This is a genomic window from Lentimicrobium sp. L6 (assembly GCF_013166655.1).
In the GTDB taxonomy this organism is placed as follows: Bacteria; Bacteroidota; Bacteroidia; order Bacteroidales; family UBA12170; genus UBA12170.
Window position 1 is genome coordinate 17,755 of sequence record NZ_JABKCA010000048.1, and the last position, 26,236, is coordinate 43,990.

Annotated in this window: 26 protein-coding genes; 10 read left to right on the forward strand and 16 right to left on the reverse strand. The window is 35.1% G+C overall.

The features are described 5' to 3' along the window. Positions 1-103 precede the first annotated feature (103 nt). Together prfB and HNS38_RS12750 are read right to left on the reverse strand one after the other, a co-directional pair. Positions 104-1,214 (reverse strand): peptide chain release factor 2 gene (gene prfB / locus HNS38_RS12745; protein ID WP_172277516.1). Its coding sequence is split into 2 segments (ribosomal slippage): positions 104-1,150 and positions 1,152-1,214, totalling 1,110 coding nucleotides; the frame shifts between segments, so codons are not numbered across the junction. After that, a complete protein-coding gene (locus tag HNS38_RS12750) occupies positions 1,198-1,683 on the reverse strand; it encodes a regulatory protein RecX (RefSeq protein WP_216663716.1) in 486 nt (161 codons plus the stop codon). Before HNS38_RS12750 ends, prfB begins: the two co-directional genes overlap by 17 nt. Before the next feature lie 203 nt (positions 1,684-1,886). Here HNS38_RS12750 and nadB point away from each other — a divergent pair, with 203 nt between their 5' ends. Continuing rightward, on the forward strand, positions 1,887-3,494 hold the full coding sequence (gene nadB, locus HNS38_RS12755; RefSeq protein ID WP_172277512.1) for an L-aspartate oxidase: 1,608 nt from the start codon (positions 1,887-1,889) through the stop codon (positions 3,492-3,494). Here the strand turns inward: nadB and HNS38_RS12760 are convergent. Genes HNS38_RS12760 through HNS38_RS12775 form a run of 4 tightly spaced genes read right to left on the reverse strand, consistent with a single transcriptional unit; the run spans position 3,491 to position 6,739 of the window. Then, positions 3,491-4,933, reverse strand: a complete 1,443-nt coding sequence (locus tag HNS38_RS12760) for a hypothetical protein (RefSeq protein ID WP_172346571.1) — start codon at positions 4,931-4,933, stop codon at positions 3,491-3,493. The two genes, nadB and HNS38_RS12760, sit on opposite strands and share 4 nt — an antisense overlap. Positions 4,934-4,970: 37 nt before the next feature. Further along, on the reverse strand, positions 4,971-5,849 hold the full coding sequence (locus tag HNS38_RS12765; RefSeq protein WP_172277506.1) for an aldose 1-epimerase family protein: 879 nt from the start codon (positions 5,847-5,849) through the stop codon (positions 4,971-4,973). 35 nt (positions 5,850-5,884) lie between these two features. Next, the gene (locus HNS38_RS12770; RefSeq protein WP_172277503.1) at positions 5,885-6,502 is read right to left on the reverse strand and encodes a T9SS type A sorting domain-containing protein; all 618 of its coding nucleotides are present in this window, start codon (positions 6,500-6,502) and stop codon (positions 5,885-5,887) included. A gap of 54 nt (positions 6,503-6,556) precedes the next feature. Beyond that, positions 6,557-6,739, reverse strand: a complete 183-nt coding sequence (locus tag HNS38_RS12775; RefSeq protein WP_172277500.1) for a hypothetical protein — start codon at positions 6,737-6,739, stop codon at positions 6,557-6,559. A gap of 511 nt (positions 6,740-7,250) precedes the next feature. Here HNS38_RS12775 and HNS38_RS12780 point away from each other — a divergent pair. Genes HNS38_RS12780 through HNS38_RS12790 form a run of 3 tightly spaced genes read left to right on the forward strand, consistent with a single transcriptional unit; the run spans position 7,251 to position 11,665 of the window. Continuing rightward, positions 7,251-7,934: a DUF4956 domain-containing protein gene (locus HNS38_RS12780; RefSeq protein WP_172277497.1), complete on the forward strand. Its 684-nt coding sequence runs from the start codon at positions 7,251-7,253 to the stop codon at positions 7,932-7,934. Continuing rightward, positions 7,934-8,647, forward strand: coding sequence for a VTC domain-containing protein (locus tag HNS38_RS12785; protein ID WP_172277494.1), 714 nt, complete (start codon positions 7,934-7,936; stop codon positions 8,645-8,647). Before HNS38_RS12780 ends, HNS38_RS12785 begins: the two co-directional genes overlap by 1 nt. Before the next feature lie 3 nt (positions 8,648-8,650). After that, positions 8,651-11,665, forward strand: coding sequence for a right-handed parallel beta-helix repeat-containing protein (locus HNS38_RS12790; protein WP_172346572.1), 3,015 nt, complete (start codon positions 8,651-8,653; stop codon positions 11,663-11,665). A gap of 160 nt (positions 11,666-11,825) precedes the next feature. On the opposite strand, the gene yaaA is transcribed toward HNS38_RS12790, so the two are convergent. From yaaA to rsfS, 10 genes are all read right to left on the reverse strand, one after another. Further along, positions 11,826-12,593, reverse strand: coding sequence for a peroxide stress protein YaaA (gene yaaA, locus HNS38_RS12795; RefSeq protein ID WP_172277488.1), 768 nt, complete (start codon positions 12,591-12,593; stop codon positions 11,826-11,828). Between the two features lie 2 nt (positions 12,594-12,595). After that, complete coding sequence (locus HNS38_RS12800) at positions 12,596-13,819, reverse strand: ABC transporter permease (RefSeq protein WP_172277485.1); 1,224 nt, start codon at positions 13,817-13,819, stop codon at positions 12,596-12,598. A gap of 1 nt (position 13,820) precedes the next feature. Further along, on the reverse strand, positions 13,821-14,747 hold the full coding sequence (locus tag HNS38_RS12805) for an ABC transporter ATP-binding protein (RefSeq protein ID WP_172277482.1): 927 nt from the start codon (positions 14,745-14,747) through the stop codon (positions 13,821-13,823). Continuing rightward, positions 14,747-15,034 (reverse strand): DUF493 domain-containing protein, encoded by a 288-nt coding sequence (locus HNS38_RS12810; protein ID WP_172277479.1) that lies wholly within the window; start codon positions 15,032-15,034, stop codon positions 14,747-14,749. Before HNS38_RS12810 ends, HNS38_RS12805 begins: the two co-directional genes overlap by 1 nt. Positions 15,035-15,090: 56 nt before the next feature. After that, positions 15,091-15,762, reverse strand: a complete 672-nt coding sequence (locus HNS38_RS12815; RefSeq protein ID WP_172277476.1) for a helix-turn-helix domain-containing protein — start codon at positions 15,760-15,762, stop codon at positions 15,091-15,093. 68 nt (positions 15,763-15,830) lie between these two features. Then, positions 15,831-16,487 carry a phosphatidylserine decarboxylase family protein gene (locus HNS38_RS12820; RefSeq protein ID WP_172277473.1) on the reverse strand — a complete coding sequence of 219 codons (657 nt, stop codon included), beginning with the start codon at positions 16,485-16,487 and terminating at the stop codon, positions 15,831-15,833. A gap of 9 nt (positions 16,488-16,496) precedes the next feature. After that, entirely contained in the window at positions 16,497-17,318 is an 822-nt protein-coding gene (locus HNS38_RS12825; RefSeq protein ID WP_172346573.1) for a phosphatidate cytidylyltransferase, read from the reverse strand. 3 nt (positions 17,319-17,321) lie between these two features. After that, on the reverse strand, positions 17,322-17,969 hold the full coding sequence (locus HNS38_RS12830) for an LUD domain-containing protein (RefSeq protein WP_172346574.1): 648 nt from the start codon (positions 17,967-17,969) through the stop codon (positions 17,322-17,324). Positions 17,970-17,987: 18 nt separating this feature from the next. Then, on the reverse strand, positions 17,988-20,030 hold the full coding sequence (gene ftsH / locus HNS38_RS12835; RefSeq protein WP_172277464.1) for an ATP-dependent zinc metalloprotease FtsH: 2,043 nt from the start codon (positions 20,028-20,030) through the stop codon (positions 17,988-17,990). Between the two features lie 10 nt (positions 20,031-20,040). Continuing rightward, positions 20,041-20,424, reverse strand: a complete 384-nt coding sequence (rsfS, locus tag HNS38_RS12840; RefSeq protein ID WP_172277461.1) for a ribosome silencing factor — start codon at positions 20,422-20,424, stop codon at positions 20,041-20,043. Positions 20,425-20,802: 378 nt separating this feature from the next. Here rsfS and HNS38_RS12845 point away from each other — a divergent pair, with 378 nt between their 5' ends. The 6 genes from HNS38_RS12845 (at position 20,803) to HNS38_RS12870 (ending at position 26,010) form a co-directional block, all read left to right on the forward strand. After that, positions 20,803-22,845, forward strand: a complete 2,043-nt coding sequence (locus tag HNS38_RS12845) for a thiamine pyrophosphate-dependent enzyme (RefSeq protein WP_172277458.1) — start codon at positions 20,803-20,805, stop codon at positions 22,843-22,845. 16 nt (positions 22,846-22,861) lie between these two features. After that, positions 22,862-23,365: a flavodoxin gene (locus HNS38_RS12850; RefSeq protein WP_172277455.1), complete on the forward strand. Its 504-nt coding sequence runs from the start codon at positions 22,862-22,864 to the stop codon at positions 23,363-23,365. Between the two features lie 21 nt (positions 23,366-23,386). After that, on the forward strand, positions 23,387-23,860 hold the full coding sequence (locus tag HNS38_RS12855) for a hypothetical protein (RefSeq protein ID WP_172277452.1): 474 nt from the start codon (positions 23,387-23,389) through the stop codon (positions 23,858-23,860). A 92-nt stretch (positions 23,861-23,952) separates the two neighbouring features. After that, complete coding sequence (gene trmB / locus HNS38_RS12860) at positions 23,953-24,657, forward strand: tRNA (guanosine(46)-N7)-methyltransferase TrmB (protein ID WP_172277449.1); 705 nt, start codon at positions 23,953-23,955, stop codon at positions 24,655-24,657. Then, positions 24,650-24,985 (forward strand): MGMT family protein, encoded by a 336-nt coding sequence (locus HNS38_RS12865; RefSeq protein WP_172277446.1) that lies wholly within the window; start codon positions 24,650-24,652, stop codon positions 24,983-24,985. Before trmB ends, HNS38_RS12865 begins: the two co-directional genes overlap by 8 nt. Before the next feature lie 329 nt (positions 24,986-25,314). Further along, complete coding sequence (locus HNS38_RS12870; protein WP_172346575.1) at positions 25,315-26,010, forward strand: hypothetical protein; 696 nt, start codon at positions 25,315-25,317, stop codon at positions 26,008-26,010. Positions 26,011-26,236: the final 226 nt, after the last annotated feature.

Sequence of the window (26,236 nt, forward strand, 5' to 3'; positions counted from 1 at the left end):
AGCTTTGTCTAAAGCAAATATCTTCTTCCTATTCAGTTGCCAAAGCACATTAATTTCAAAGTGTAACGAGAAACCTTTAATCATTATTAGGCTGTTATTACCATTAAATTCCCTTTTGTTCAGTATGTGAAGAACCATATTCCATTAAATAGGCTTTGATAAATCCGTTTAAATTACCATCCATTACCGATTGGACATTGGAAGTTTCATAGCTGGTTCTTAAGTCTTTTACTAACTTATAAGGATGCATTACATAATTACGAATCTGTGATCCCCATTCTATTTTCTTTTTCGTATTTTCTATGGCATCTAAGGCTTCTTGCTTTTTTCTCAACTCAATCTCATAGAGCTGTGATTTGAGCATCTGCATGGCTTTCTCTCGGTTTTGGCCTTGCGAGCGGGTTTCTTGACATTCTATAATCAATCCACTTTCTGAGTGTTTTAAACGTACTGCTGTTTCTACTTTGTTTACATTCTGGCCACCAGGACCGCTAGAACGGAAAGTATCCCAAGAAATATGTGCAGGATTAATAGCGATCTCTATGGCATCGTCAATAATAGGATAGGAATATACCGAGGCAAAGGAAGTGTGTCTCTTACCAGCAGAGTCGAATGGAGAGATTCTAACTAGGCGATGTACGCCATTTTCTCCTTTTAAATATCCATAGGCAAAATCGCCTTCAAACTCCAAGCTTACTGTTTTAATTCCTGCAACATCGGCTTCTTGATAATCAACGGTTTTTACCTTAAAGCCATTATCCTCTCCCCAACGGATATACATTCGCATGAGCATCTCGGCCCAGTCTTGGCTTTCTGTTCCGCCAGCACCCGGATTAATTTTCAAGATGGCTCCCATCTTGTCTTCTTCCGAGCTGAGCATGTTGAGGAACTCTAAATCCTCAATCAACTTTAAGCAACTTTGATACTGCTCGTCCAACTCCTCTTCTATGGATTCTCCAGCTTGTAGAAACTCGAGCATGACTTCTAGGTCGCCATGTGATTCTATGACCTCCTCAAAATCTGTGACCCATTTCTTTAGGCTTCGTAATTCTTTCAGTATTTTCTCTGCTTCTTTGGCATTGTCCCAGAAATCGGGTGCCTGTGTTCTTTCTTCCGTTTCTATGACTTCGATTGTCTTTCTATCAATGTCAAAGATACCTCCTCAAAGCATCTATTCGAGCTTTTAATGCTTTTATATCATCCTGTAATACCATGATTTTCTATCTGTTCGTTAATGATTTCTGTTTCATAGCCTTTTGATGATAAGAATTTTAGAAGTTTCATTTTCTTTTCAAAATCATTTTGAGCTATAACAGTCTGGGACTTTTTTTGTAATAATTCCTGCAAATTTAGTATATATTTCTCCTCATCAATTTCTAGTAGTGCTTTATTTATAGAATATGTGGAAATTTGACGTGATTGTAGTTCCATTTTTATCTTATATCGTCCCCATTTCTTGATATTTACTTTGCCTTGCACAAATGCTTTGGCATATCTTTCTTCATTAAGGAAGTTCTGTTGAATAAGTTCTGAAATCACTTCGTCTTGAATGTCTTCATCAATATTCCATTCTTTTAATTTCCTTTCCACTTCCCAATGACATCGTTCTTGGTAGGCACAGTATTTTGCTGCTTTCTCCAAGGCTAGTTTAAGATCAATAATAAGAGGCTTTTGAAAATTCATGAAATAGATTTATGCAAAAGTAGGAATTTCTACAGATCGTGATTCACTTAAATCTGAAAAAAACTAGGGAGGAATGATTTTGGTTTTTGTCATTTCACTAATTTAGCCATTCTTACATCTATTGCCTATCTTCTGCGATGATGGAGTGATGTAATGAGAATATTATATATAGACTAATCATTGGTGTCTTAAATATTGTTTTTATGCGTAAAGAAATAGATTTTTTAGTGATAGGCTCAGGAATAGCCGGATTGTCTTATGCTTTAAAAGTAGCTGAAAAAGGAAGTGTGCTTATTGTGACCAAAAGCAAATCAGATGAGACGGCTACCAAGTATGCCCAAGGAGGTATAGCTGCGGTTATGTATAATCCTGATTCTTATGAAAAACATATCGAAGATACTATGAATGCTGGTGATTACCTGAGTGATCCAGATGTAGTGAGGATGACCATCACTGAATCAACAGCTAGAATTAAGGAGTTGATAGATTGGGGAACCCAGTTCGATAAAAATTCACTAGGAGAGTACGAGTTGGGCAGAGAAGGAGGACACAGCGAACACAGAGTGTTGCATCATAAAGACAGCACTGGTTTAGAAATAGAAAGGGCTTTATTAGAAAAAGCTCAAAATCATCCCAATATTGAAATATGGGAGAACCATTTCACAATTGATATTATCACTCAACATCATCTGGGTATTCGTGTAAGAAGAAAGAGAAAAGATATTCATGTTGATTTAAAAAGGGATAAACAAACCACCGATGTGGAATGTTATGGAGCTTATGTTTATAATCCTCAAAAAGATAAAATACATACTGTTCTTGCTAAAATCACTATGGTAGCCACTGGAGGTCTTGGAAATTTATATGCCAGCACCACCAACCCAGAAATAGCAACAGGAGATGGAATTGCCATGGTGTATAGAGCCAAAGGAGACGTGGAATCCATGGAGTTTGTTCAGTTTCATCCTACGTCTTTATTTAATCCAGGAGAGAAACCAGCTTTTCTAATCACCGAAGCCTTAAGAGGTTTTGGTGGGATTTTAAAGGATAGTGAGGGAAGGGCTTTTATGGAAGACTATGATAAACGCGGCTCTCTTGCTCCTCGAGATATTGTGGCTCGTGCCATCGATAATGAATTAAAACATAGCGGTGAAGAACATGTGTTTCTCGATTGTACGCACCTTTCTAAGGAATCTTTAATGAATAGTTTTCCTAAAGTATATGCTAAATGTTTAGATTTGGGAATGGATATTTCTCGAGATCAGATTCCCGTGGTTCCTTCGGCTCACTATAGTTGCGGAGGTATAAAAGTAGACAAAAATGGAAAATCTTCCATTAAAAACCTATATGCTTCTGGAGAATGTGCGGCTACCGGATTGCATGGTGCTAATCGCCTGGCATCGAACTCACTTTTGGAGTCTGTAGTCTTTAGTCATCGTGCTGCTGTTGATAGCAAATCTCTCATCGATCAAGTTTCGTTTTGCGAAGGTATTCCAGATTGGAACGATGAAGGAGTGATAGATAATGAAGAAATGGTATTGATTACTCAGAGTACCAAAGAGCTACAATCAATGATGAGTAATTATGTGGGTATTGTAAGAAGTAATGTGAGATTAAAGAGGGCTCTTGATCGATTAGAAATTATATATCGTGAGACAGAATCTTTATTTGATAGGTCAAGCCTTTCCATTGAGATTTGTGAACTAAGAAATCTAATAAATGTAGGATATCTAGTTATTAAAATGGCTCAGATGCGAAAGGAAAGTATAGGACTCCATTTTAGTATAGACTATCCTAGAGAAAAAGCTTAGAAGGAAACAGAGAAGCTAAAGTAAAAACCCAAAGAGGAATAGCTGTATTTCATATTGTTTTTTCTGCTGCCTTGCAGGGCTAATTTGGTGTCTTGGTTATAAGCAACAGGTTCCGAGAAATTGATAAACTCGGTTTGGTTTTGTTTGAAGCCATATGAATGTTGAAGTCCGACAACGAAGGCTGCTTTATGGTATTTGAAGTTCACACCTCCAGTGAGGTGAAATAAATCCACATTTAAATTCTCAAATCCATTCGATTCCCAAAACTTCGGATTATAACCTTGTATATATGGGTTGAAGTCGGTTCTGAACCCTGCAAGAAATCCCAAATTTTCCTTAAGGAAAAGTTTGTATCCAACAGCAAAGTTGATGATTTGCCTGTTACCGAAATTATAAGCCGAGAAATCGCTTCCTAATGTGCTTTTATCGGAAGTTTTTCTGCTTGGATCTATAGATTGATATTCTTTAATTGCCATGAAATATTCCATGGTAAAATAGTATTCGCTCCTGCTTTTTGTGGGAGAAAATCTAAGGCCAACAGAAAGAGATAAAGGATCTTGCATTTTAAAATATACATATTGAGGATACTCATTATGATAAAAATCATCTATAAATTGCCCATCATGAAATATATTGCTTTGACTGACTGTTTTATTGACATCTGCATCACCAAATAATCTTATTGAGGGCAAGGTGAGGCTTAGTCCTGAACTCCAATTTTTGGCTTTATATAATATGCCTAATTTCCCAATCAGTCGCCAATTATATGCTTTTAGTTTTTCATATGACTGCCAATTGCTAGAAACCCTTGGAATAGAATCTGTAATAGGATTGTTATCAACGGGAGTGATGTTTGCTGTGGCAGAACGAAAATAATTTAAGCTTTGAACACTTATGTTAATGCTACATCCGATAGACCACTTTTCGTTAAGCCTAGTTGACCAACCAAAACTTCCCCAATAATCATCAAATTTGCTATTCAAATCAAAAAGACCAGTGTATTCCTCTTTAAACATTTGATTGGAGATGTTGGTATTGCTGAGTCGTACCCTATTATAGATGGAGGTTTGTGTGCTATTTTTATTAAAAACAGCAATTTGAAAACTGGTATGTTTAACTCTTTTTGATTGAAAAAGATAAGAAGCAAAACGAGGAAACACCTTAAAAACCCAATTCTCCATTTCGGTACCTTCACCCAAGGGGTTGGTGTATTTTTTATATTCTAAATTAAAAAGGCTAGCATTTAAATCTATTCGCGATTCTTCAATATCAGCAATCCCAGCTGGATTATAAAATATGGCAGTAATTTCTGCATTGCCGCCAACCACTGCGCCAGAAAGCAAAGAAGCTTCTGTATTAAAACTATTTGTCCAATAATTCCCAGGCTGAGCCAAAGCAAGAAGAGGGAATCCAAATAGAATAAATAGAAGCTTTCGCATTTAAGTTATTTTTAGAACACAAAATTAGTAAAATAGTTTAGTCTTCTATTTTAATGGAGTAGGAAGCTGTATATGCTTTCCCTGCTTCTAAACTAAGTATGGCTTCTTTTTCAGCAAATATTTGATTGGTATCGGAAGAATCGGCATATCCCAGCCAGGATTCAATACAAATAAATGGAGCTTTTGGCTTTGCCCATATTCCAAGTGATGGAAAATCCTTAAATTTTACCGTTAGCTGCGGGCCACGGTTTTTGTGACTCAAACTCACTTGTCTACTCTTTAAATTCTTAAAAATTATTGCGTCATTATTAAATAAATCTAGATGTAGATTTAGTTTATTAGTCTGGTTCATGACTAAATCACCCTCCTCTTTTATCATTCCATTTTTATCTAAATTCCAAGTGTTTAGATATTCCTTATGCTCAAATTCTAAAAAATAATCGTCATATTTTTCATTTTCTTTTAGTGGGCAATTAAAAGCCGGATGTCCACCTAAGGAGAAGTACATGGTTTTGTCATCTTTATTGATGATTTTATGAGTGATTTTCAGTGTTTTATCGAGGAGTCTAAAACTAATTTGGAAGTCGAATTCAAAAGGATAGTAATTTAGTGTAATTGGGCTGGACGAGAGTTGGAGCTTTAAATCAGTCTTGTTGTATTCAACTAATTTCAATTGATCGTTTCTTCTGATAAAGCCATGACGAGGAAGATGGTATTCTTGTCCTTCGAAAATGTATTTATCTTCTTTTAATCCTCCAACTATAGGGAATAGGATCGGAGCGTGATTCCCCCAAATATCAGGATCAGCCTGCCAGATATATTCAATATTGCTTTTTTTTGATTGTAGGTGACAAAGTTCAGCGCCAATGGCATTCACACCTATGTGAAGGTGTTCGTTTTCTAAATAGTATCTCATTGTATTAAATTTTTTGTGGAGATCTAATTTAGGAATTATTTTTGAATGATCAGTTTCTTTGTGATGACTCCTTTTTCAAATTCAATGGCTAAAAAATATAATCCATTTTCAAAGCCGCTAATATCAAGTTGGTAGTATTGTTTTATAATATCACCACTTATCATCAAGTTCTGTCCCAACTCATTTAGTATTTTTATATTCTTTATTTGGTGCTCAGCTTCTATTTTTAATATACTTGCAGCGGGGTTGGGATATATAGAAGTATTAATCTCTAGTTCATTGGTACCCCAAACCATCATAGCACAAGCCACATTTGAAGGTTCAGATTCGCCCGCTTGACTATACACGGCGGTAATTTCATAGCAAATATCCTCTGGGCCTATATTATCATCGTAATATATAGTATCAAAATAAGGTTCTGAATTTATTAATTCCCCTTCTCGGTATATATTATAGTGTAAGAGTTCCTTATTGTCATAAATGGATGGAGGAGTCCAGTTTAAAACTGCAGTGCTTTGATTAGAACCAGTCCTGAAAGCAATTAACTCTTTTGGTGGGTTAGGAGATTCACTATAGCCAGCATCTAGACAGTTTTCTTCAGAATCGGAATCCCAAGAGTGCTCGCCACCATCTTCGGTATAAACTCTCCTCAAACAATAAGTAAAGTATCCTGGGTCAACATTTTCATATAAAAAAGAGGTGTCAGGTTAAGGAACGAACATCAAAAGTTCATCGTTTTTATAGATATTGGTTCCAATACATTCGTAATCATCTTCTTTTGATGAAATGGGATTCCAAGTGAATAAAAAATCATTACCAAAGTCTTCAATTTGAACATTCTCGACTCCTTGGAAGGACCCAGAAGGGAGGTAAATAAAATCAAAATACACGGCATCAGACGAACCTAAACTATATATTGCTGCTATTTTTATTGTATATATTTGGTTTGGAATAAATAAAGGAAACCAAACACTATTTTCTTCAAGGTAATATCAGTTTCCCCAAATGTAATCATCAATAAATATTTCATCCATCCAGATTCGATAAAACATAAAATCATTTTGAGATTCATTTACAGTGTCCCAACTTATGAACCCAGTTGGGGTAACATAAAGATTGGTTGGAGCTTCAAAATCATCTTGTCCTTTATTTTGAGCAACTCAAAAAATGATTGAGAAAAAATGAAAATCAAAAGAAATAATCTGATAAGTGGTGTTTTCATAATGCATAAATTGTAAAAATGTGGTCAAGTACCCAATAAAATAATAAACTGTAAAGTTAATAATAAATAGACATAAAAACAGTTATAAAGGTTTCGTTTGAAATTAATATATATTTTGAAAACATTTCATAGCTTAAATTATAATCATATTTTTGCAAAAATTATGTAAACCCTATTTTATGGAAAATAAGTGGAATCTCTTTGAGAAGTTTTTGATCACAGAAAATGTGAACTTATCAGTCAATGATTTTTTAGTGAGCTCAGTTCTTATCATCATTATGAGTTGGTTATTGTCTTTAACCTACCAAAAGGTAGCTAAGACTCTGTCAAATAGAAAAGACTTTGGCGCGAATTTTATGCTTTTGGCTTTTACAACCATGTTGATTATTACTATCGTAAAATCTTCACTAGCCTTATCATTAGGTTTGGTAGGTGCGCTTTCTATTGTTCGATTTAGAGCTGCTATTAAGGAACCAGAAGAATTAGCTTATCTATTCTTTGCCATTGCCATGGGATTAGGACTTGGTGCCAATCAAGTATATATTGTAGCTACAGCTTTTGGTGTTTTAATGGTGATCTTATGGTCTCGTTTCTTCTTAAATGGACGCGATGAGTCACAAAATCTTTTCGTTACCTTAAATACTGAAGGTAATTCAGATGTGAAACTTAAAGAAGTTCAGTCCATTATGAAAAGCCATTTTAATAAGTTTCAGCTCAAGCGCTACGATGAAAATCAAGATACTTTAGAAATTTCCTTTGTTGCTGATATTAAAAAATCTGAAAAATTAGAAGCTTTCCGCACTGAAGTAAGAACTAAATACCCAGAATTGAATATATCTTTCTTAGATAGTAAAGCTTATTAATGGCCTTAAGTAAAGAATATACGGAGTTAAAAACCAGTCGATTCGAGCGTAAGTTCGTCATTGAGAGAGGTGGTGTGCCTTATGTAGAGAAAATTGTAAAGATGAATCCTGGCGCCTTTCGACCTGCTTATTACGAGCGTCAAATTAATAATGTCTACTTCGATACTGAAAATCTTCGTAATTATTACGATAATCATTTTGGCAAAAGTAAACGAGTGAAAGTGCGAATTAGATGGTATGGTGATACTTTTACCAAAGTAGAATCTCCTATCTTAGAATTTAAATTGAAGACTGGAGCTGTTGGCAGGAAATTGTCTTTCAAATTAAATTCATTTAATTTTCATCGAAATATAACAAAACAAGAAATTCAAAAGTTATTTAGTTCATCGGATATTCCGGCATGGGTAGTGGATGAGCTCTTGTATTTAACACCAACTCTTTTGAATACTTACAAGAGAAAGTATTATAAATCATTTAATAAACATTATAGATTTACCATTGATCATACGATGGCGTTTTATAATTTCAGTTCTAAAAACAGAGGGTTTTTGGAAATGGTTAAGCAAAAAGACATTACTGTACTGGAATTGAAATATGATATGCAGTATGATACTACAGTTGGTAATGTGACTAAATATCTGCCTTTTCGATTAGGGAAGTTTTCTAAATATGTATTTGGTATAGAGGTTTTTAATTATCATTTAGCAATATAAAATATGCAAAATCATACCCATATCATACATTCTTTTAAGTGGTATTTTAATATAGCATTTTTTGCTATTTCTATTTGGTTTGCTTCTTGTCAATTTCAGGATACTAATGATGGATTAAGACCTGAGATTTATTGTTCTGTCGATTCTGCCGCTTTAGATGAGGATAATGTTTTTTGGTATGATTCAGGCATGCCCTTGATAAATCAAAACATGAAGCTTGGAGGATTTTTGTCTTCAAAAGAGAGTCATTCAGGAGTGCACAGTGTATTATTGACTAAAGAAAAAGCTTATGGATTAAGTACTGACTTTGAAAATATAAAAGGAGATGAGCGATTTTTGATAAGTGTTTGGCGGAAGGGCAATTCAGCAGAATCTGCTCTTGTTGTCCAAGGCGATATTGTAAGAAGTTTGTGGATCGGTCAAAAAGAATCAATTGAAAAAGACGAAAATGATTGGGAGAAAATTGAGATTGAGGTTCAGATTCCTCCAAATATTTCTCTTCTGAAAGTTTATGTGTGGAATATAAATGGCGATTCTGTATATTTTGATGACCTGAGGATAAAAGAATTAGGAGTGGTTAAATACCCCGATTTTAAAGATGATGAAAAGGTACATTTGTATTTCTCTGATTCTAAGATGAAGAAGTTCAATGAAAAGCGTTATAATGCTTTTATGAGTAGAATCCATTTTAGTGACGGAGAATGGATGAAAGGAGTTATGTCAGATGAAAACAGGGTCATGCCAATTAAGGCTCGCCTTAAGGGGGATTGGCTAGACCATTTGGAAGGACAAAAGTGGTCGTTTAGAACAAAAATGAGAGATGATTATACCTTTAAAAGAATGAGAGTCTTTTCATTACAAAACCCTGTTACACGGTACTTTGTACATGAGTATTTTGCCCACCAATTGTTTAATCAAGAAGATGTTTTAACTACAAGGTATGGGTTCACTCCTGTTTATTTAAATGGTCAGAGTATAGGTATCTATGCTTATGAAGAGCATTTTGCTAAACAATTAATCGAATATAATTTGCGACGTGAAGGGCCTATCTTAAAGATTGATGAAAACCCTTTGTGGAGAGAGCGACAAAAGGAAATGACTACCGATCTCATATATAATTATCCATATTATGAGGCAGCTAAAGTTGGTGCCTTTGGCTTGAGTAAAACCTTGGCCAAACCTAATTTAAAAAGCCAATTTGAAATTGCACATAGTTTAGTATATCAATATAAAAATTTATTAAGTCCAGTAGAGGAATTGTTTAATGTTGATGTATTGGCCAGATACTGGGCATTAATTGATATCACAAATGGTAGACATGGTATTGTTTGGCACAACCAACGACTTTATTTTAACCCAGTTATTTGTAAGCTAGAGCCTATTGATTTTGATAATTTCACTGATTATTATGATGAGGAAGAAGAACCAATTTTATCTGCATTTATCATGAATAAAAACTGGATAGGGGAGTCTGAACATCAGATGTTAAAGCATATTTTTACTTCTAAAGTATTTCTCGATAAATATCTATTCTATTTAGAGAAATATACTGATCCCATATTCTTGCAAGAATTTATTGACAGTGAATTGGAAGAAACAAGTCGCTACACGAAATTAATTGCAGAAGAGTTCACTACTTATGATTTCGATCCTCATTTTATCATGAGAAATGCTGAGATTTTGCGTCCCCAATTGCCTAAGCTTAGGGATAGTATAGAATCTGGAGTTTATGATAAAACCGAGCTAATTGTAGAAAATGTAAAGGGAGATACCACCTATTTACCTGCTGTTATACCTTTTTTTGTTAATGCATATTATTCCCAAGAACAATTGGGTATCGCTAATATTAAAGTTGAGAATTTCTTTGGTAAAGAAATTGAAGTGCTAGGTTTGGCAGATGAAAACAGTAAAATGCTTTATTTGTTCGAATCACCTTTTTATGTTCAAGCTTATCAAGGTAATATGGCTGATACCACTATTGAGTATAGATATACCTCTAATGCTAACCAGTTGGCCTATCGTGTGATAGGACATGAGGAGATTCTGTTCTCAGAACTCTCGTTGTTTAGAAAGAATACAAATCCTAGTCCATATCAGGAATTATTGAGGAACTTTAACATAGAAACTTGTGAGTTATTTGAAGACAGAGGAGATTCGTTAATAGTTAGAGGAATTCATGAATTAACAAGCAAAGTTTTAGTACCTAAGGGTAAAGTAGTAGTTTTTGAAGCAGGAGCTCAAGTGAATATCCTAAATGAAGGAACCATTATTTCGCATTCGCCTGTATATATGCTAGGGACGAAAGAGCAGCCTATTAAAATATACTCAACTGATACTACTGCAAATGCATTTATTGTGCTACAAGCAAATAAAAGAAGTCTATTGTCTCATGTGGTTTTCGAAGACTTAAACACACTTGAGTATGATGGTTGGAACCTAACTGGAGCAGTTAATTTTTACGAATCAGATGTTGATATTACAAATTGCAGCTTCCTTAAAAATCATTGTGAAGATGCGTTAAACATCATACGATCCGATTTTCATGTGACCAAATCTAAGTTTGAAGATATCTATGCCGATGCTTTTGATTCTGATTTTTGTACAGGTTTATTAGATTATTCAAGCTTCGACAGGGTAGGAAACGATGCCATCGATTTTAGTACCAGCCAAATTTATATAGAAAATTGTGAAATCACCAATATCCAAGATAAAGGAATTAGTGGAGGTGAAGGTTCAACACTTTGGGTGAAGAATACTAATATTACTAATTGTAATATTGGAGCTGCTTCTAAAGATCTATCTCATGTTAGTATTGAGAATGTAAATATCGAAAATTGTTATTATGGTTTGGTAGCATTAAGAAAGAAACCAGAGTATGGTACAGCAGTTTTTGATACCAAGAAACTCAAGCTCGTGAATTGTCAGGTTAAGCATTTAATAGAAAAGAACTCAGTGTTGAATTACAACGGTAGAAAGATAGAGGGAACCCGTGAAAAGGTTGCTGAAATGTTTTATTAAAAAGGCATAATATGGGGGTAGTAATATACTGCTACCCACCCTGTAATTCCTAGAATCACTCCCATAAAGAAAAAGAAAAAGGCCAAAATAGCTTTCTTTTTGTAAATACTATAAGCTCCTAATAAAAAGGAGATTAAAGCGTATATGTACATTCCTATAATCATCCTCTTGTAAATGTTAGTTCGGTTTCGGTACTCAGCTCTGCATTAAAGAAATAGCCTTCTTTGTCGAAGTGTTTTAATTCTTCAGGGTTTTGTATTTTGTTCTCGATGATATAGCGGCTCATTAATCCTCTGGCTTTTTTAGCAAATATTGCAATCACTTTATAAGAATCACCTTTGGCTTCTTTAAAAATCGGAGTAATGATAGGGCTTTTAATTTTCGAGGTATTAACTGATTTGAAATACTCATTCGAAGCTAAATTCACCAAAACACTTGTTCCACTCTCTTCTATTGCTTTTTGTATATTCTTGGTGATTTTATCTCCCCAAAACTCATATAGATTTCTAAACTTTTCAGTATGAAGTTTGGTTCCCATTTCAAGTCGATAGGGTAGAATCATATCATAAGGCCTCAAAAGTCCATATAAGCCAGACAGCATCCTCATGTGTTCTTGGGCATAATCGGCATCTTCTTGGCTAAGAGAATAGGCATCTAGCCCATTATAGACTTCTCCTTTAAATGCATAAAGTGCCTGTCTCGATTCTCCCTTTATAAAAGGAGCTTTCCATTGCGCAAATCGATCGTAGTTTAAATAAGCAATTTTTGAGCTTACGCCCATTAGTTTAGCAATATCATCAGCTTTATATTTCTTTAAAACTTTGACCAATTGCTTGCTTTCTTTTAGGAAAGGGATATTTGATTGGCCTTGAACTGAAATAGGGCTTTCATAGTCTAATGTTTTTGCAGGAGAAATAATAAATAACATAATTAAAAATCTTTTTTAAGTCTTTTGTTGAAAACAAAAATAGCAATTATACTGCTCAATATGGAGAAGAGTAAAAGCATCAGAGTATTTTGCATAATACCCATCAATCCAACATCTCTACCCAGTACATCATAGAAGCCATCTATAGCCCAATAATTAATGGTAAAATGGGCTACAGTTTTTATGATTTCAGGAAATAGAAATAATGGCATCATACTGCCTCCCAAAGCTGACATTACCAAGATGATGATTAAGCTTAAGCTTTCAACTTGTTTTTGACTTCTAGCTAAGGAGGCAATGAGGATTCCAAATCCACTAACGGCCATCGCGGTGGCAAAAACAAGTAAAATCAGTCCGGAGAAGTTTCTAAAGATGTCTAGACCGAAAGCTAACCAAGCAAACAGAACTAATATGCTCATTTGTATCATGGCAAAAACAAAACCACTTCCGAATTTACCTAAGATAATCTGCCATGGTTTAATGGGAGAGTAGAGGATTCTTTTTAAGGTGCCTGTATCTCTTTCTTTGATAATGGAGCTCCCCATTCCTGTAATGCTGAAGAGGAGCATCATAACCGAGGTTCCTGCGAATGCTTGTATCAAACCCCAAGGCATGTCTTCTTTTACTGAAACGGCTCGTGATTCTATGGAACTTGTTCCCACACTCGTTTCTTCTTGGTCTGGACTGAATTGTTGATCTATATCATCATGGATTTCAGCTATCATTTCTTCGGGCATTTCATCTCCATATTTATCATTAATAAAAGAATGGACTTGGCTTTTACTTCCTTGCTCTCCTAAAAATGGCATAAGAGTAGACATGAGTGCTTTTTGAGTCAGGCCCATCTCCAATTCTCTTGACTCATCATAAATGAATTCTACTGGAGTAGATTTTCCTTGATTGATAGAATCCTCAAACCCTTTATAAATCAGAAGGGCAGAAGGGAAGTCTCCATTGATGACCAATGTTTCTGCTTCGCTTAATGGTTTTATAGTTAATTTGAGGCCTTTTTCGGCTTCTAATTCAGATAATAAATCATGACTTAAAACGGACTGATCATCATCGCAAAATAATAAGGATTGGGCTCTGTCTTTTGAGGAGCTTTGAAAGCCACCATAGACCAAGGAAAATAATGCAATGAGTACTATTGGAAGTAGAAAGGATAATAATAATCCTTTTTTGTCTTTAAATGATTGTAATAAATCTTTTCTGGCTATCTCAAACATATTAATCCCTTAATTTATTACCGGTTAGCTTTAAAAATATCATCTCTAAATTTACTTTCTGTATCTCAATTTGATTCACTTTTATCTCGTTTTGACTAAAGGATTGCAATAAATGCACCAAATCTTCATTGGCGTTTTTGGAGGAGACAAATAATTGTTGATTTTGGAAGTAGAAGGAGTTGGACGAGGAAATGGAGTTAGAAAGTAGGGCCTCGTCCACTTTTTTCTCAAAGCTAATCACTAGTGTTTCCTCCATCTTTAAATGCTCTTTTAACTCTTTCTGGCTTCCTTCTGCAATTAATTGACCATGGTCAATAATGCCTATTCTGTCCGAAAGGCGTTCTACTTCTTCCATATTATGCGAGGTGTAAAATATGGTTTTACCTTGTTGATGGAGCTTCTCAAATATCTCATAAGTAAAAAGCCTACTTTGCGGATCGATACCTACCGTAGGTTCATCCATGAATAGAATTTCTGGATCATGGAGTAGAGCTGCAGCTATATTAATCCGCCTTTTCATTCCGCCACTATATGAACTTATTTTTTGATTTCTAGTGTCGTATAAATCCAGAAACCGCAATATCTCATGAATTTTATCAGTCAAAATATTGGATGAAACCTGATTGATTTTTCCCCAGAATTTTAAATTCTCAAAAGCAGACAGATCTTCATATAAGGCTATTTCTTGTGGAATAACTCCAATGGTTTTTTTGATATCTTGCTTTTGTTTAAGACTATTGAAACCAGCAATTTCTACTTCTCCACTACTTGCTTTTGTAATATTTGAAATGATATTAATACAAGTAGTCTTTCCTGCTCCATTAGGCCCCAAGAGGCTGTAAAACTCGCCTTTTTTGATATGTAAGCTTAACTTATCCAGAGCGGTAAAGTCTCCAAATTGTTTACTGATTTCTTTTATCTTAATCATTATAATGCCATTTTAAATCCAGGTACAACTTTTAAATCATTATATACTTGGGTTAATATTTCTTGGCTTATAATTTTAACATTAACCGAATAGCTTGTATAGGTTCCTTTGCCGCTTGGTTTATGACTCCATTTACCAAAACTAATATTTAGGTTTTTTAAAACAGGCTCTAAAAGGTCAATATTATCTTGATTGTTTTCTTGAGTAGTCATGATTACCTTTAAATCAAATTTCACAGGAAACTTTACCTTTTCTTCTTTCTTTGGGCCTTTGCTTTGTAATTTCATTCTTAATTATTTTAAATATATTTGTAAGGTTCTACATTAGAGACTAAATACTGTTATCACTTCCATATGGATTCAACCTTTTCAAATTGTTTTTCATTGAGTTGATAAAAATAACCTTTTTCGGAGATTTTTAGTTCTATTATTTCCAATAGTAGGAAATCGAGTAGGAGCTGATTGGTTTTTTTTGGTGTGAGTTTCAATTGTTTTCTCAACTGACTCCAGCTGATTGGTTGTTTCTCGTTTATCTGGTTCAGAAATTCTTTTTCTATATCTGTATAATTGATTTTCACAGGGCGAGCATTTCTCTTTTGTTGCCATGCTTTAATAAACATTCCGTTGGCTAATATATTCTGATCATTTAGTCGTATGAAAACTTTAAAGGCACCATTTTTATCAGGTGCAGAAACCAGCTCTTCTTCTGTCTTTTTAATGGAGACTTCCAAAATGAGCTTACCTAGAACATTCCATTCTTTGAACTTTAAGGGAACTTCGGGTTTGCAATACATCTGGGCAGCTGCTTGAAGCATATGGAATTCCTCCTCTGATCTTACTCCTGCCAATGCTCCATTGTCTTTAACTCCAATTAAAAGTTTTCCACCATTGGTATTTGAAAAAGCCGAAAGTGTGCGGGCAATCTTTTTCGAGTCAGATACCTCAAATTTAAAGTCTTGAGTTTGATGTTCGCCTTGTTCAACAAGTTTTTCGATATAGGATTTTCTGGAATTCATGGATAGCAAAAATAATAAAATTCACCCCAAGGGATTTAACTAAAATGTTAGAAAAACAAAAAAAGGATTTAGAATTTGGCTAGAACAGTTCTTCCACCCACCACTTTTTCATCGACAGAAACCAAAGGTTTGGCTGTGATAGGTAAGTATAAATCTACTCGGCTACCAAATTTGATAAAGCCAACTTCGTCGTTTTGATTTACCTCTTGTCCGACTTTGGCATAACAAACTATTCTTCGAGCTACTGCTCCGGCAATTTGTCTAAGCATAACCAATTGCTTGTTTTCATTTTCTATACAAACGGAAGTGCGTTCGTTCAATAAAGATGATTTTGGATGCCAAGCTACTAGATATTTACCAGGATGGTATTTGTAATATCTTACTTTTCCTTTGAATGGGAACCAATTGATGTGAACATTGTATGGCGACATGAAAACACTTATTTGTAGGCATTTTTCCTTAATGTATTCATCCTCAAAAACTTCTTGAATGATCACAATTTTTCCATCAGCTGGCGACATGATATGGCCATCTTTAGAAATAAATTCTCTATTTGGAACACGGAAAAAACGAACAATTAGAGTGTAGAAAATAATCGCGGCTATGCCTATAGGTACTTGGTACCACCAGATCTGGGGTCCAAAATATAACAATGCAAAAGCTAGCAATGCTACTATAAAAAATGAATTTCGTATTATGTTTTTTCCTTCTCTATGGAGTTTCATTCGATTCTACTAAGCCAGCAAATATAGTAAAAATACATAAAAAGGTATAGAAAATATAGCTGCATCAAAGCGATCTAAGATTCCACCGTGCCCAGGCATGATGTTGCCACTATCTTTAACTTTGGTTTGGCGTTTCAGCATACTTTCCACTAAATCACCCAAAGTTGCTGTTATTACGATAAATAGCGCGATAATAACCCAGATCCAAGGCGTAAATATTCCAGAGTAATAACCAATAAACCATGCAATAATCATGGTAGCAATAGCTCCTCCGATACTTCCTTCCCAAGATTTTTTTGGGGAAATGCGCTCAAATAAACGATGATTTCCAAAGCTAATTCCGCTTAAATAGGCAAAAGTATCGCTTGACCACACCAAAACGAAGAAGCTAATAAGTAATAATGGTTCGGTTTGATTTTCGCCAATCATTCCCATATTGGCAACTATATTGAATAAACCAAAGGGAATGGCAATATAGATGAGTGATAATACTTTTATACCTAAATCTTCGAATGGACTCTCGGTTCTTTGGAATAATGAACTAATGAAAAAGATGAAAGTAAGAGGAATGATAGCGTATAGCATTTTTACTTCTATCCAGCCGTTGGCATAAGAACCAATGAGTAAATAAATCAAACTACCCATGAAAATGACAGAGCTTGTTTGGATTGGACTACCTTGTTTTTTGAACATACGAGTATATTCAAAAAGAGCGATGGCATTAAAAGCAAAAAACACAATAAAAACTGCGATAGGGTGATATAGGATGCTTCCGATGATTAGTGAAGCAAATACAGCTCCTGCTAAAGTTCTTATGATTAGATTTTTCAAATTTTATTCCATTAAATCGTCAATAAAAAATACGAAAAGCTCTTTTGGCCCATGGGCTCCCATAACCAAGGTTTTCTCAATATCAGCCGTTCTACTGGCTCCAGTTACCATGGTCATCATCGATGGCAAAACGCCATTATAACGCTCGCGCATGCCAATAATCGCATCACTAGTTTCAGGAACTAATTGAGAAGCATAGGCCACAATTAGATGAACCTCTGGCCAGCTGTATAATTTACGGCCAGAACTTAATGAGGAGGACATTAAAGCAGAACCAAATCGGGCGATTAGGAATTCGCATTCTGTGAGTCCCGATTTGCAATCTTTTAGATCTTCATCTTTTGAAAGATATTCTATTTTTGCTAGATCTAGGTGCTTTCTTAAATCTTGATGTTTACAAAATAGAGGACCAATATTCTCTTCTTTTAGTAATAAGGAGAGGATATCGGTCAGTTCTTTTTCATTTTCACAAAAGATGAATTTCCCACCTAATGCAGATAATTCTTGAGCAAATTGTAGATCGATGGATTCTTCGAGAGGCTTCATGATAGGCTTCTCCAAATTTACTGATACATAAGGATTGTCTAATTTGGTCATTAAACCATTTCTAACTTCCTTTAGAATCTTTTCCCTTGAGGTAATCTCGTCCATCTTTATAAACTTAAATCTCTATACTTTTTCTTCTTTAGGCTCTTCAACTTTAGCCTCAACAGTTTCTTCTTTTACTGCTTCAGTAGTGGATTCATTTTCGTTTCCTCTGTTAATCATGAGATGATCTTTACCTTCATCCCAAGAGCGAGAACCGAAAATTTTCTCCAAATCTTCACGGAAAATAACTTCTTTTTCCATTAATACATTGGCTAGCATGCTAAGCTTGTCTTTGTTTTTATCTAAAAGATCTAAAGCTCTTTTATAAGCCTCCTCTATTAATTTACTAACTTCAAAATCAATGACCTGAGCTGTTTTTTCACTATAAGGCTTCTGGAATTGATATTCTTGTTGTCCTGAAGAATCATAATAAGATATGTTTCCAAGCTTATCATTCAATCCAAAGAATGCCACCATATTAAAGGCTTGTTTGCTTACTTTCTCCAAATCGTTTAAAGCACCAGTAGAAATTTTATTGAAGATGACTTGTTCAGCAGCACGGCCTCCTAATGTGGCACACATCTCGTCCATCATCTGTTCTTTAGTTGTGATTTGTCGTTCTTCTGGAACATACCATGCAGCGCCTAAAGCTTTACCGCGAGGGACAATAGTGACTTTTACTAATGGGTGAGCGTGTTCCAATAACCAACTTACAGTAGCATGACCAGATTCGTGATAAGCAATCACTTCTTTTTCCTGTTTGTTGATGATTTTGCTTCTTTTCTCCAACCCACCAATTATTCTATCAATAGCATCGAAGAAATCTTGCTTTTCTATTTGTTTCTTATCTTGTCGAGCAGCAATTAATGCAGCTTCATTACAAACATTGGCAATATCAGCACCTGAAAAACCAGGGGTTTGTTTGGCTAACATCTCAATATCCACATGAGAACCAATTTTTAAAGGTTTGGTATGAACTTCAAAAATAGCTCTTCTTTCTTCTAGTTCTGGAAGTTCCACATGGATTTGTCTATCAAAACGACCTGCTCTTAATAAGGCAGTGTCTAAAATGTCGGCTCTATTGGTGGCGGCTAAAATGATAACTCCAGCATTACTACCAAAACCATCCATCTCTGTTAAAAGCTGATTTAATGTATTTTCCCTTTCGTCGTTGGCTCCAGTCATGGCATTTTTTCCTCTAGCTCTACCAATAGCATCAATCTCATCAATGAAAATGATACAGGGTGCTTTTTCTTTGGCTTGCTTGAAGAGGTCACGAACTCTAGAAGCTCCCACACCTACAAACATCTCTACAAAATCAGAACCTGAAAGAGAGAAAAACGGTACTTTAGCTTCACCAGCGACGGCTTTGGCTAACAGTGTTTTACCAGTACCTGGGGGGCCAACAAGTAGCGCTCCTTTTGGAATTTTACCTCCAAGTTCAGTGTATTTTTTGGGTTTCTTGAGGAAGTCTACAATTTCCATTACTTCTACTTTTGCTTCTTTTAAACCAGCAACATCTTTAAAGTTAACGGATACAGAACTTTCTTTATCAAAGAGCTGAGCTTTTGATTTGCCAATATTGAAAATTTGGCCTCCTCCAGCACCGCCTTTGCTCATCATTCGCATAATAAAGAACCAAACCCCAACGAGTAAGAGGATAGGAAAGACCCATCCGAAAATATCTTTACCCCAATCTTGACGGGTTTCGTTTCGAATAAAAATCGGTTCAGGGGAATTTTTTTGAGCTTCCTGAACTCTTTTTTCAAAAGATTCTATGCTGCCAATCTGATAAGAAAAATCAGGCTTTTTGGTTAATGAGCCCCCTTCAGTTTTGATATCGTAATTAGATTTCTTATCTGCTTTTACATATATCTCTGCGATTTCTTTATTGACAAGAATGATTTTTTCAACATCTCCATTGTTGAGCATGGTCTTTACCTGACCCCAATCCGTTTCTTTAGAGATGGTATCATTTCCAAAGAAAGTTAAAGCTATAAAAATGACGGCCATAATACCGTAAATCCAATAAAAACTGAATTTCGGTTTCCCTGGCTTCCCTCCTGGGTTTAGTGGGTTTTTGGATTGATTCTTCGGGTTTGTATTATTATTGTTATCTGCCATTCTGTCTAGGTTATTTTGTCATACTTTCTTGTACAGTAGTTATCTCGGCATCAGCCCACAAACCTTCTAGATTGTAAAATCTACGGCTTGTTTCTTGAAATACATGAACCACAACGTCCACATAGTCCATTAATATCCACTCAGCAGCTTGTGCGCCTTCTACATGTAATGGTCTGTCGTTCAGTTGTTTTTTTGCTTCCATTCCCACTGATTCTGCTATGGCTTCTACTTGAGTGTTTGAGCTTCCATGGCATACCACAAAGAAGTCACAAATTGCTGTAGGTATACTTCTTAAGTCAATAGTGGTTATTTCTTGTGCTTTTCTCTCTTGCATTCCGTCAACAACTGCCTTAACTAGTTGTTCTGATGTATGATTCTGAATAAATTTTATCATTAAAAAATGTCTTTATAGTGCAAAAATAACCAATTTGATGGTTATTTATATAATTTATATCCCACTAACACAAAATCAGAGCCAAAGATTACGGTATCACTAAAATTTAACAGTTTTTTATTACATGTTGGATAGCTGTTTTATTGCTATTGCTGCTAGCACCCTTAGAATCATGATGAAGTCTAAACATTCGTATCGTTTTTGTGGAATCATTTTTACCCAAAATCTAGTTAAATCTTCTTAAATAGAGCAGATTGGAGATTTTTTACTTATTTAAAACTAATCTAAATTAAAACTTATTTGTAAATTTGCTCCATAATTTATCGCTAGATAACAACAAGTTTAGAATTTAAAAGGGTTTGAATTAAACGGATTAAAATGACAAATAAAAAATACAGCATTAAGCATACGCCTAAAGAAACTTTAGAGAACTGGTATTATTTAATGTATTTAGGCAGAAAATTAGATGAAAAAGCGCCAAATTATTTAAAACAAGCATTGGGATGGTCATATCATGCACCATATGCGGGGCACGATGGAATTCAGTTGGCTATTGGTCAAATATTTGAAAAGAATAAAGATTACCTCTTTCCTTATTACAGAGATATGTTAACGGCTATTTCAGCTGGGATGACGGAAACAGAAATTATCTTAAATGGTATTTCTAAAGCTGATGATCCTTCATCAGGTGGTCGTCACATGTCCAACCACTTTGCCAAGCCAGAGTGGAATATAGAAAATGTTTCTTCCTGTACTGGTAACCATACTTTGCATGCAGTTGGAGTTGCTCGTGCCATTAAAACTTATGGCGAAAAAGCAGTAGCTATTAGTTCTCAAGGAGAAAGCTCTGTTTCTGAGGGTTATGTTTATGAGGCCATTACTGGTGCCGATAGAGAGCAATTGCCTGTTATTTTTGTTATTCAAGATAATGGATATGGAATTTCTGTACCTAAGAAAGACCAAACAGCCAATAGAAAAGTAATAGATAATTTCAGTGGCTATAAGAATCTTCATCTTATTCATTGTAATGGTAAGGACGTTTTTGATTCCATGAACGCTATGCATGAAGCCAAGCAACATGCTTTAGAAACAGGAAACCCTGTGCTTCTTCATGCAAATTGTGTGAGAATGGGCTCGCATTCTAATTCTGATGATCATCTATTGTATAGAGATGAGCAAGAAAGAAATTATGTAAAGGAATACGATCCTTTGGCGAAATATCGTAGAATGCTAACTCGTTATAAAAGGTTTACAGAAGAAGAGTTAGCCGCCATTGAAGAAAAAGCAATTAAAGCAGTTAAGAAAGCTCATAAAATTGCCATCACAGCAAAAGATCCAAGTCCAGATTCAATCCATGATTTTGTGACTCCAGAACCGGTGGTAAGTATAAAATATCCAGAGGGTCTGCATACTCAAAACTCTGGCAAAAAAATTAAACTTATTACCGCTTTAAATGAAACCTTAAAATCGGAATTCCGTCGTAATCCAGATACTTATATATGGGGTCAAGATATGGCCAATAAGGATAAGGGAGGAATTTTCAATGTCTCTAAAGGTTTACAGCAGGAATTTGGAGTAAAAAGAGTTTTTAATGCACCAATCGCTGAAGATTTTATTGTAGGTACAGCAAATGGGATGAGTCGTTATAATGATGATATAAGAATCGTTGTAGAAGGAGCTGAATTTGCAGATTATTTTTGGCCAGCTATGGAGCAATTGGTAGAGTCTTCCCATGATTATTATCGTTCAAATGGTAAGTTTGTTCCTAATGTGACCATCAGGTTAGCTTCGGGTGGATATATTGGAGGTGGATTATATCATTCTCAAAATATTGAAGGAACTTTGACTACCTTCCCGGGGATTAGAGTGGTTTATCCTGCTTTTGCAGATGATGCTGCTGGTTTACTAAGAACTTCAATACGTTCCAAAGGAATTACTCTTTTCCTAGAGCCTAAAGCATTATATAATGATCCAAAAGCAGAGGCTTATTGCCCAGATGATTTTGAAGTTCCTTTTGGAAAATGCAGAATCAGAAGAGAAGGTACAGATATGACCATCATTACTTATGGAAATACTTTGCCAATGAGTTTAGAAGTGGCTGAAACTTTGCAAAAAGAGGATGGTGCTAATGTGGAAGTATTAGATTTACGTTCCTTATTGCCTTTAGATAAAGAAGGTATTTTGAAGAGTGTAAAGAAAACAAACAGAGTTTTGGTGGTACATGAAGACAAAGTTTTTGGTGGATTTGGAGGAGAAGTTGCTGCTCAAATTTCAGCTGATGCTTTTGAGTTTTTAGATGCACCAGTAAAACGAATTGGAGCAGAGTTTACACCCGTAGGTTTTAATAGGATTCTTGAAAACGCCATTCTTCCCAATGCTAAAAGAATTTTAGATGCCTCGAGAGAATTATTAAATTACTAAATTTGGAGATAGAGATATGAATAAGATAGGATTATTTTATAGTTTTAATACTAAGAACACAAGTACCGCTGCGGAAATTATTCTTAATGCCTTTGGCGAAAAAGCAATTGAAGCTGTTAATGTTGAGGAAGCTACCGAAGATGATTTTGATAAATTCAGTCATTTTATCTTAGGAGTGCCAACCTGGTGGGATGGAGAATTACCTAATTATTGGGATGAATTCTTGCCTAGCGTTGAGGAAAACTCGTTGGAAGGAAAAACTTTTGCTATTTATGGAGCTGGAGACCAAAAAGGATATCCTGATAACTTTGTAGATGCCATTGGTGTTATGGCCGATTTTCTTGAAGTAAGAGGAGGAAGGGTTATTGGTTTTACTCCAAATGAAGGCTATATATTTGATCAGTCTCAGGCTTTAAGAGATGGTGTTTTTGTTGGTTTGCCATTGGATTTTGAAAACCAAGCAGGCAATGTTCAGGCTAGTGTGGAGGCTTGGGTGAAGCAGTTAAAGAAAGAATTTTAATCATATTAAAAACAATATAAAATGGATCAAATTAAGAAATTATTATTTGCATTAATGATGGTCATGTTTGTAGCTCCCGTTTGGAGTCAATCAATTGATGACATTATAGAAATAGAAAGATCAGTATTGAAAACTGAGAAAAAAGCTGCCGTAGCAGCCAATATGGTTTTTACTGATGCTGAAGCTGCTGTTTTTTGGCCGCTTTATGAAGAGTTTTCAGCTGAAGAGTATAAATTGCAAACAGAGCGCATCAAAATCATTAAGGATTATGCCGAAAACTATAGTAACTTAGATGATGTGAAGGCGAATGAATTAATGACTAGAAACATCAAGCTAAAACAAGCTGTAAGTAAATTAGAAATGAAGTATTATAAGAAGTTTAAGAAAGTAATATCTCCTTCTAAAGCTACTCGCTTCTTCCAAATTGACAATAAAATAAATGCTTTAATAAATGCTGAGCTGGCATTAGAAATTCCTTTAGTGGAAACTAAATAAAGGGTTTTAAAATAATTTTAGAAAGCAATATGGCTCAGGCTGTATTGCTTTTTTTTATTTAGCTAAGATTATATATTTGCAAAAAAAAGAATATGGCTCGCAAGAAACTAGAACAGTTTGCTGAAAATGCAGAAAATCCATTATTTTTTCAACCTTATTGGCATGAGGTGATAGCAGGAATTCCATTAAAGGGAAAGTGGAGAGCCGGTTTTTTCAAGAATGATCATCCCGTTGTTTTAGAATTGGGTTGTGGTAAAGGGGAGTACACTGTGGGTTTAGCTCAAAAATATCCCAATAAGAATTTTATTGGTGTAGATTTAAAAGGAGCCAGAATGTGGCGAGGCGCAACGGATGCACGAGAAGCAGGCTTGGGTAATGTGGCTTTTATCAGAACTAAAATTGAGCAAATTCTACATTTTTTTGGTCCCAATGAAGTAGATGAGATTTGGCTAACCTTTTCTGATCCGCAACCAAAATACGAAAGAAGAAGACTCTCGTCTCCTCGTTTTCTGAATCTCTACCGTCAGATCTTAAAGCCCAATGGTATCATTCATATTAAAACAGATAGCAGAGAATTATTTGACTATTCTATGGAGGTGATTAACTATTTTAAACTTCCTCTAGAATTTCATTCTTACGATTTATATCAGTCGGATTATGATGGTGATGCACCAAAAATTCAGACATTCTATGAGAAGCAGTATTTAGCAAAAGGTATTCCGATAAATTATGCTTTATATTCATTAAACGAGGCTTATAACTCCAATGAATTAGATAAATTACCTTCTGATGAGTAAACTGGAGGAGCCTAGTTTTTTTGATAAGGTCTATCAAGTGGCACGCTTGATTCCCTATGGTCGGGTGACTAGCTATGGAGCAATTGCAAAGTATTTGGGTGCTGCGAGAAGTGCGAGAATGGTGGGTTGGGCCATGAATGGAAGCCATCAACAGGATGTGCCAGCTCATCGAGTTGTGAATAGAGCAGGGGTTTTGTCAGGTAAGCACCATTTTGGTCAAGAAAATTTAATGAAGGATTTGCTGGAGAGTGAAGGGGTGAAAGTGGATGGCGATCAAATTATAAACTTAAAAGAGGTGTTTTGGGATCCTAGTGAACATCTGCTTTAAACTGAAAATGGGCTTATTGTCATTTTTAAATGTCTATTCCTTATTCAGGGCAAATGCATTTGAATGTTTAAATTTAAACCTGCTTAGATTTCAGGAATATCAAAATGGGATATCCCCAGCAAAAGATAGATTCTCTTCTTTGTCAACCTTTGAGTTTCTTTTGTGAAACTTTGTGCAATAGCTTTATCACAAAGGAAGAGAGGATTTTACCAAGTGCCAAAAAGAAATAGGGTATGTTTGCTCAATTCCATTTTGTCTCATAAAAATCTTTAGTAACTTTATTGTCACTAATTCGTCTTAGAAGAAATCAAATCAACAAAATTAATATTATGAGAAAATTATTATTCACTCTATTGATAGGATTAATGGCCCATGGCTTATTTGCGCAGAAGTTTTATACTACCTCTGGCGGGGAGCTCATTTTATCCCTCGCCGAAATTAATTCTGGGGACGCGCCTACTCCACAAAATATAGTTCGTTTTTCACCATGGTTTAATGTTCAGAGCCTCGGAAATGTAGATTTTGGTGACCATGCCGGAATGTTTTTCGGATTGAATGTTAGAAATGTTGGTTTTATTGCCAAAGATAATTCCACACAAGTGAAAAAGAAATATCGTGTATACGATTTAGGTATTCCTGTTGGATTTAAGTTAGGAAATATGGATTCGTTCTTTGTTTATGGAGGATATGAATTCGAATTGCCATTTAACTATAAAGAGAAGACTTTCGAAAATGAAGTAAAAACAGGGAAGTTTAATGTATGGTTTAGTGATAGAGTCCCTACTTATTATCATTCGGTATTTGTAGGATTTCAGTTTCCCTACGGAGCTAATCTAAAATTCAAATATTACCTTACTCCATTTCATAATGCCGATTTTGTAGAGAAAATAGATGGTGTAGATGTAAAGCCTTATGAAAACTTTGAAACTAATGTTTTCTATTTGGCATTAAGTTTTACCATGTTTAGAAATAGTAAGGTTTATTATAAGAGTTCAAATAGTCATAGGGTGGTTGTGGAGTATTAATCCTTGAAACGGCTATAGAGAAAGCTTCAATTCCTTTGGGATACAATTCCTGTTGGTGCTATAACAAGTTTCAGTTAAATAAAAGCCTTACTAGTCATACTAATAAGGCTTTGAGTTTTTTTGAGATATTGATTGATAGATTATTTTAATACCACCATTTTTTTAGAATCGGCCACTTGTCCATCTATTTTAATGGTGTACAGATAGATTCCATTTTCTAAATCGA

What these genes read in the sequence shown, in the direction of transcription:
- HNS38_RS12750 (WP_216663716.1), bottom strand. Translation starts at nt 1,683, where the DNA reads ATGAATTTTCAAAAGCCTCTTATTATTGATCTTAAACTAGCCTTGGAG.
- nadB (WP_172277512.1), top strand. Translation starts at nt 1,887, where the DNA reads ATGCGTAAAGAAATAGATTTTTTAGTGATAGGCTCAGGAATAGCCGGA.
- HNS38_RS12760 (WP_172346571.1), bottom strand. Translation starts at nt 4,933, where the DNA reads ATGCGAAAGCTTCTATTTATTCTATTTGGATTCCCTCTTCTTGCTTTG.
- HNS38_RS12765 (WP_172277506.1), bottom strand. Translation starts at nt 5,849, where the DNA reads ATGAGATACTATTTAGAAAACGAACACCTTCACATAGGTGTGAATGCC.
- HNS38_RS12780 (WP_172277497.1), top strand. Translation starts at nt 7,251, where the DNA reads ATGGAAAATAAGTGGAATCTCTTTGAGAAGTTTTTGATCACAGAAAAT.
- HNS38_RS12785 (WP_172277494.1), top strand. Translation starts at nt 7,934, where the DNA reads ATGGCCTTAAGTAAAGAATATACGGAGTTAAAAACCAGTCGATTCGAG.
- HNS38_RS12790 (WP_172346572.1), top strand. Translation starts at nt 8,651, where the DNA reads ATGCAAAATCATACCCATATCATACATTCTTTTAAGTGGTATTTTAAT.
- yaaA (WP_172277488.1), bottom strand. Translation starts at nt 12,593, where the DNA reads ATGTTATTTATTATTTCTCCTGCAAAAACATTAGACTATGAAAGCCCT.
- HNS38_RS12800 (WP_172277485.1), bottom strand. Translation starts at nt 13,819, where the DNA reads ATGTTTGAGATAGCCAGAAAAGATTTATTACAATCATTTAAAGACAAA.
- HNS38_RS12805 (WP_172277482.1), bottom strand. Translation starts at nt 14,747, where the DNA reads ATGATTAAGATAAAAGAAATCAGTAAACAATTTGGAGACTTTACCGCT.
- HNS38_RS12810 (WP_172277479.1), bottom strand. Translation starts at nt 15,034, where the DNA reads ATGAAATTACAAAGCAAAGGCCCAAAGAAAGAAGAAAAGGTAAAGTTT.
- HNS38_RS12815 (WP_172277476.1), bottom strand. Translation starts at nt 15,762, where the DNA reads ATGAATTCCAGAAAATCCTATATCGAAAAACTTGTTGAACAAGGCGAA.
- HNS38_RS12820 (WP_172277473.1), bottom strand. Translation starts at nt 16,487, where the DNA reads ATGAAACTCCATAGAGAAGGAAAAAACATAATACGAAATTCATTTTTT.
- HNS38_RS12830 (WP_172346574.1), bottom strand. Translation starts at nt 17,969, where the DNA reads ATGGACGAGATTACCTCAAGGGAAAAGATTCTAAAGGAAGTTAGAAAT.
- ftsH (WP_172277464.1), bottom strand. Translation starts at nt 20,030, where the DNA reads ATGGCAGATAACAATAATAATACAAACCCGAAGAATCAATCCAAAAAC.
- rsfS (WP_172277461.1), bottom strand. Translation starts at nt 20,424, where the DNA reads ATGATAAAATTTATTCAGAATCATACATCAGAACAACTAGTTAAGGCA.
- HNS38_RS12845 (WP_172277458.1), top strand. Translation starts at nt 20,803, where the DNA reads ATGACAAATAAAAAATACAGCATTAAGCATACGCCTAAAGAAACTTTA.
- HNS38_RS12850 (WP_172277455.1), top strand. Translation starts at nt 22,862, where the DNA reads ATGAATAAGATAGGATTATTTTATAGTTTTAATACTAAGAACACAAGT.
- HNS38_RS12855 (WP_172277452.1), top strand. Translation starts at nt 23,387, where the DNA reads ATGGATCAAATTAAGAAATTATTATTTGCATTAATGATGGTCATGTTT.
- trmB (WP_172277449.1), top strand. Translation starts at nt 23,953, where the DNA reads ATGGCTCGCAAGAAACTAGAACAGTTTGCTGAAAATGCAGAAAATCCA.
- HNS38_RS12865 (WP_172277446.1), top strand. Translation starts at nt 24,650, where the DNA reads ATGAGTAAACTGGAGGAGCCTAGTTTTTTTGATAAGGTCTATCAAGTG.
- HNS38_RS12870 (WP_172346575.1), top strand. Translation starts at nt 25,315, where the DNA reads ATGAGAAAATTATTATTCACTCTATTGATAGGATTAATGGCCCATGGC.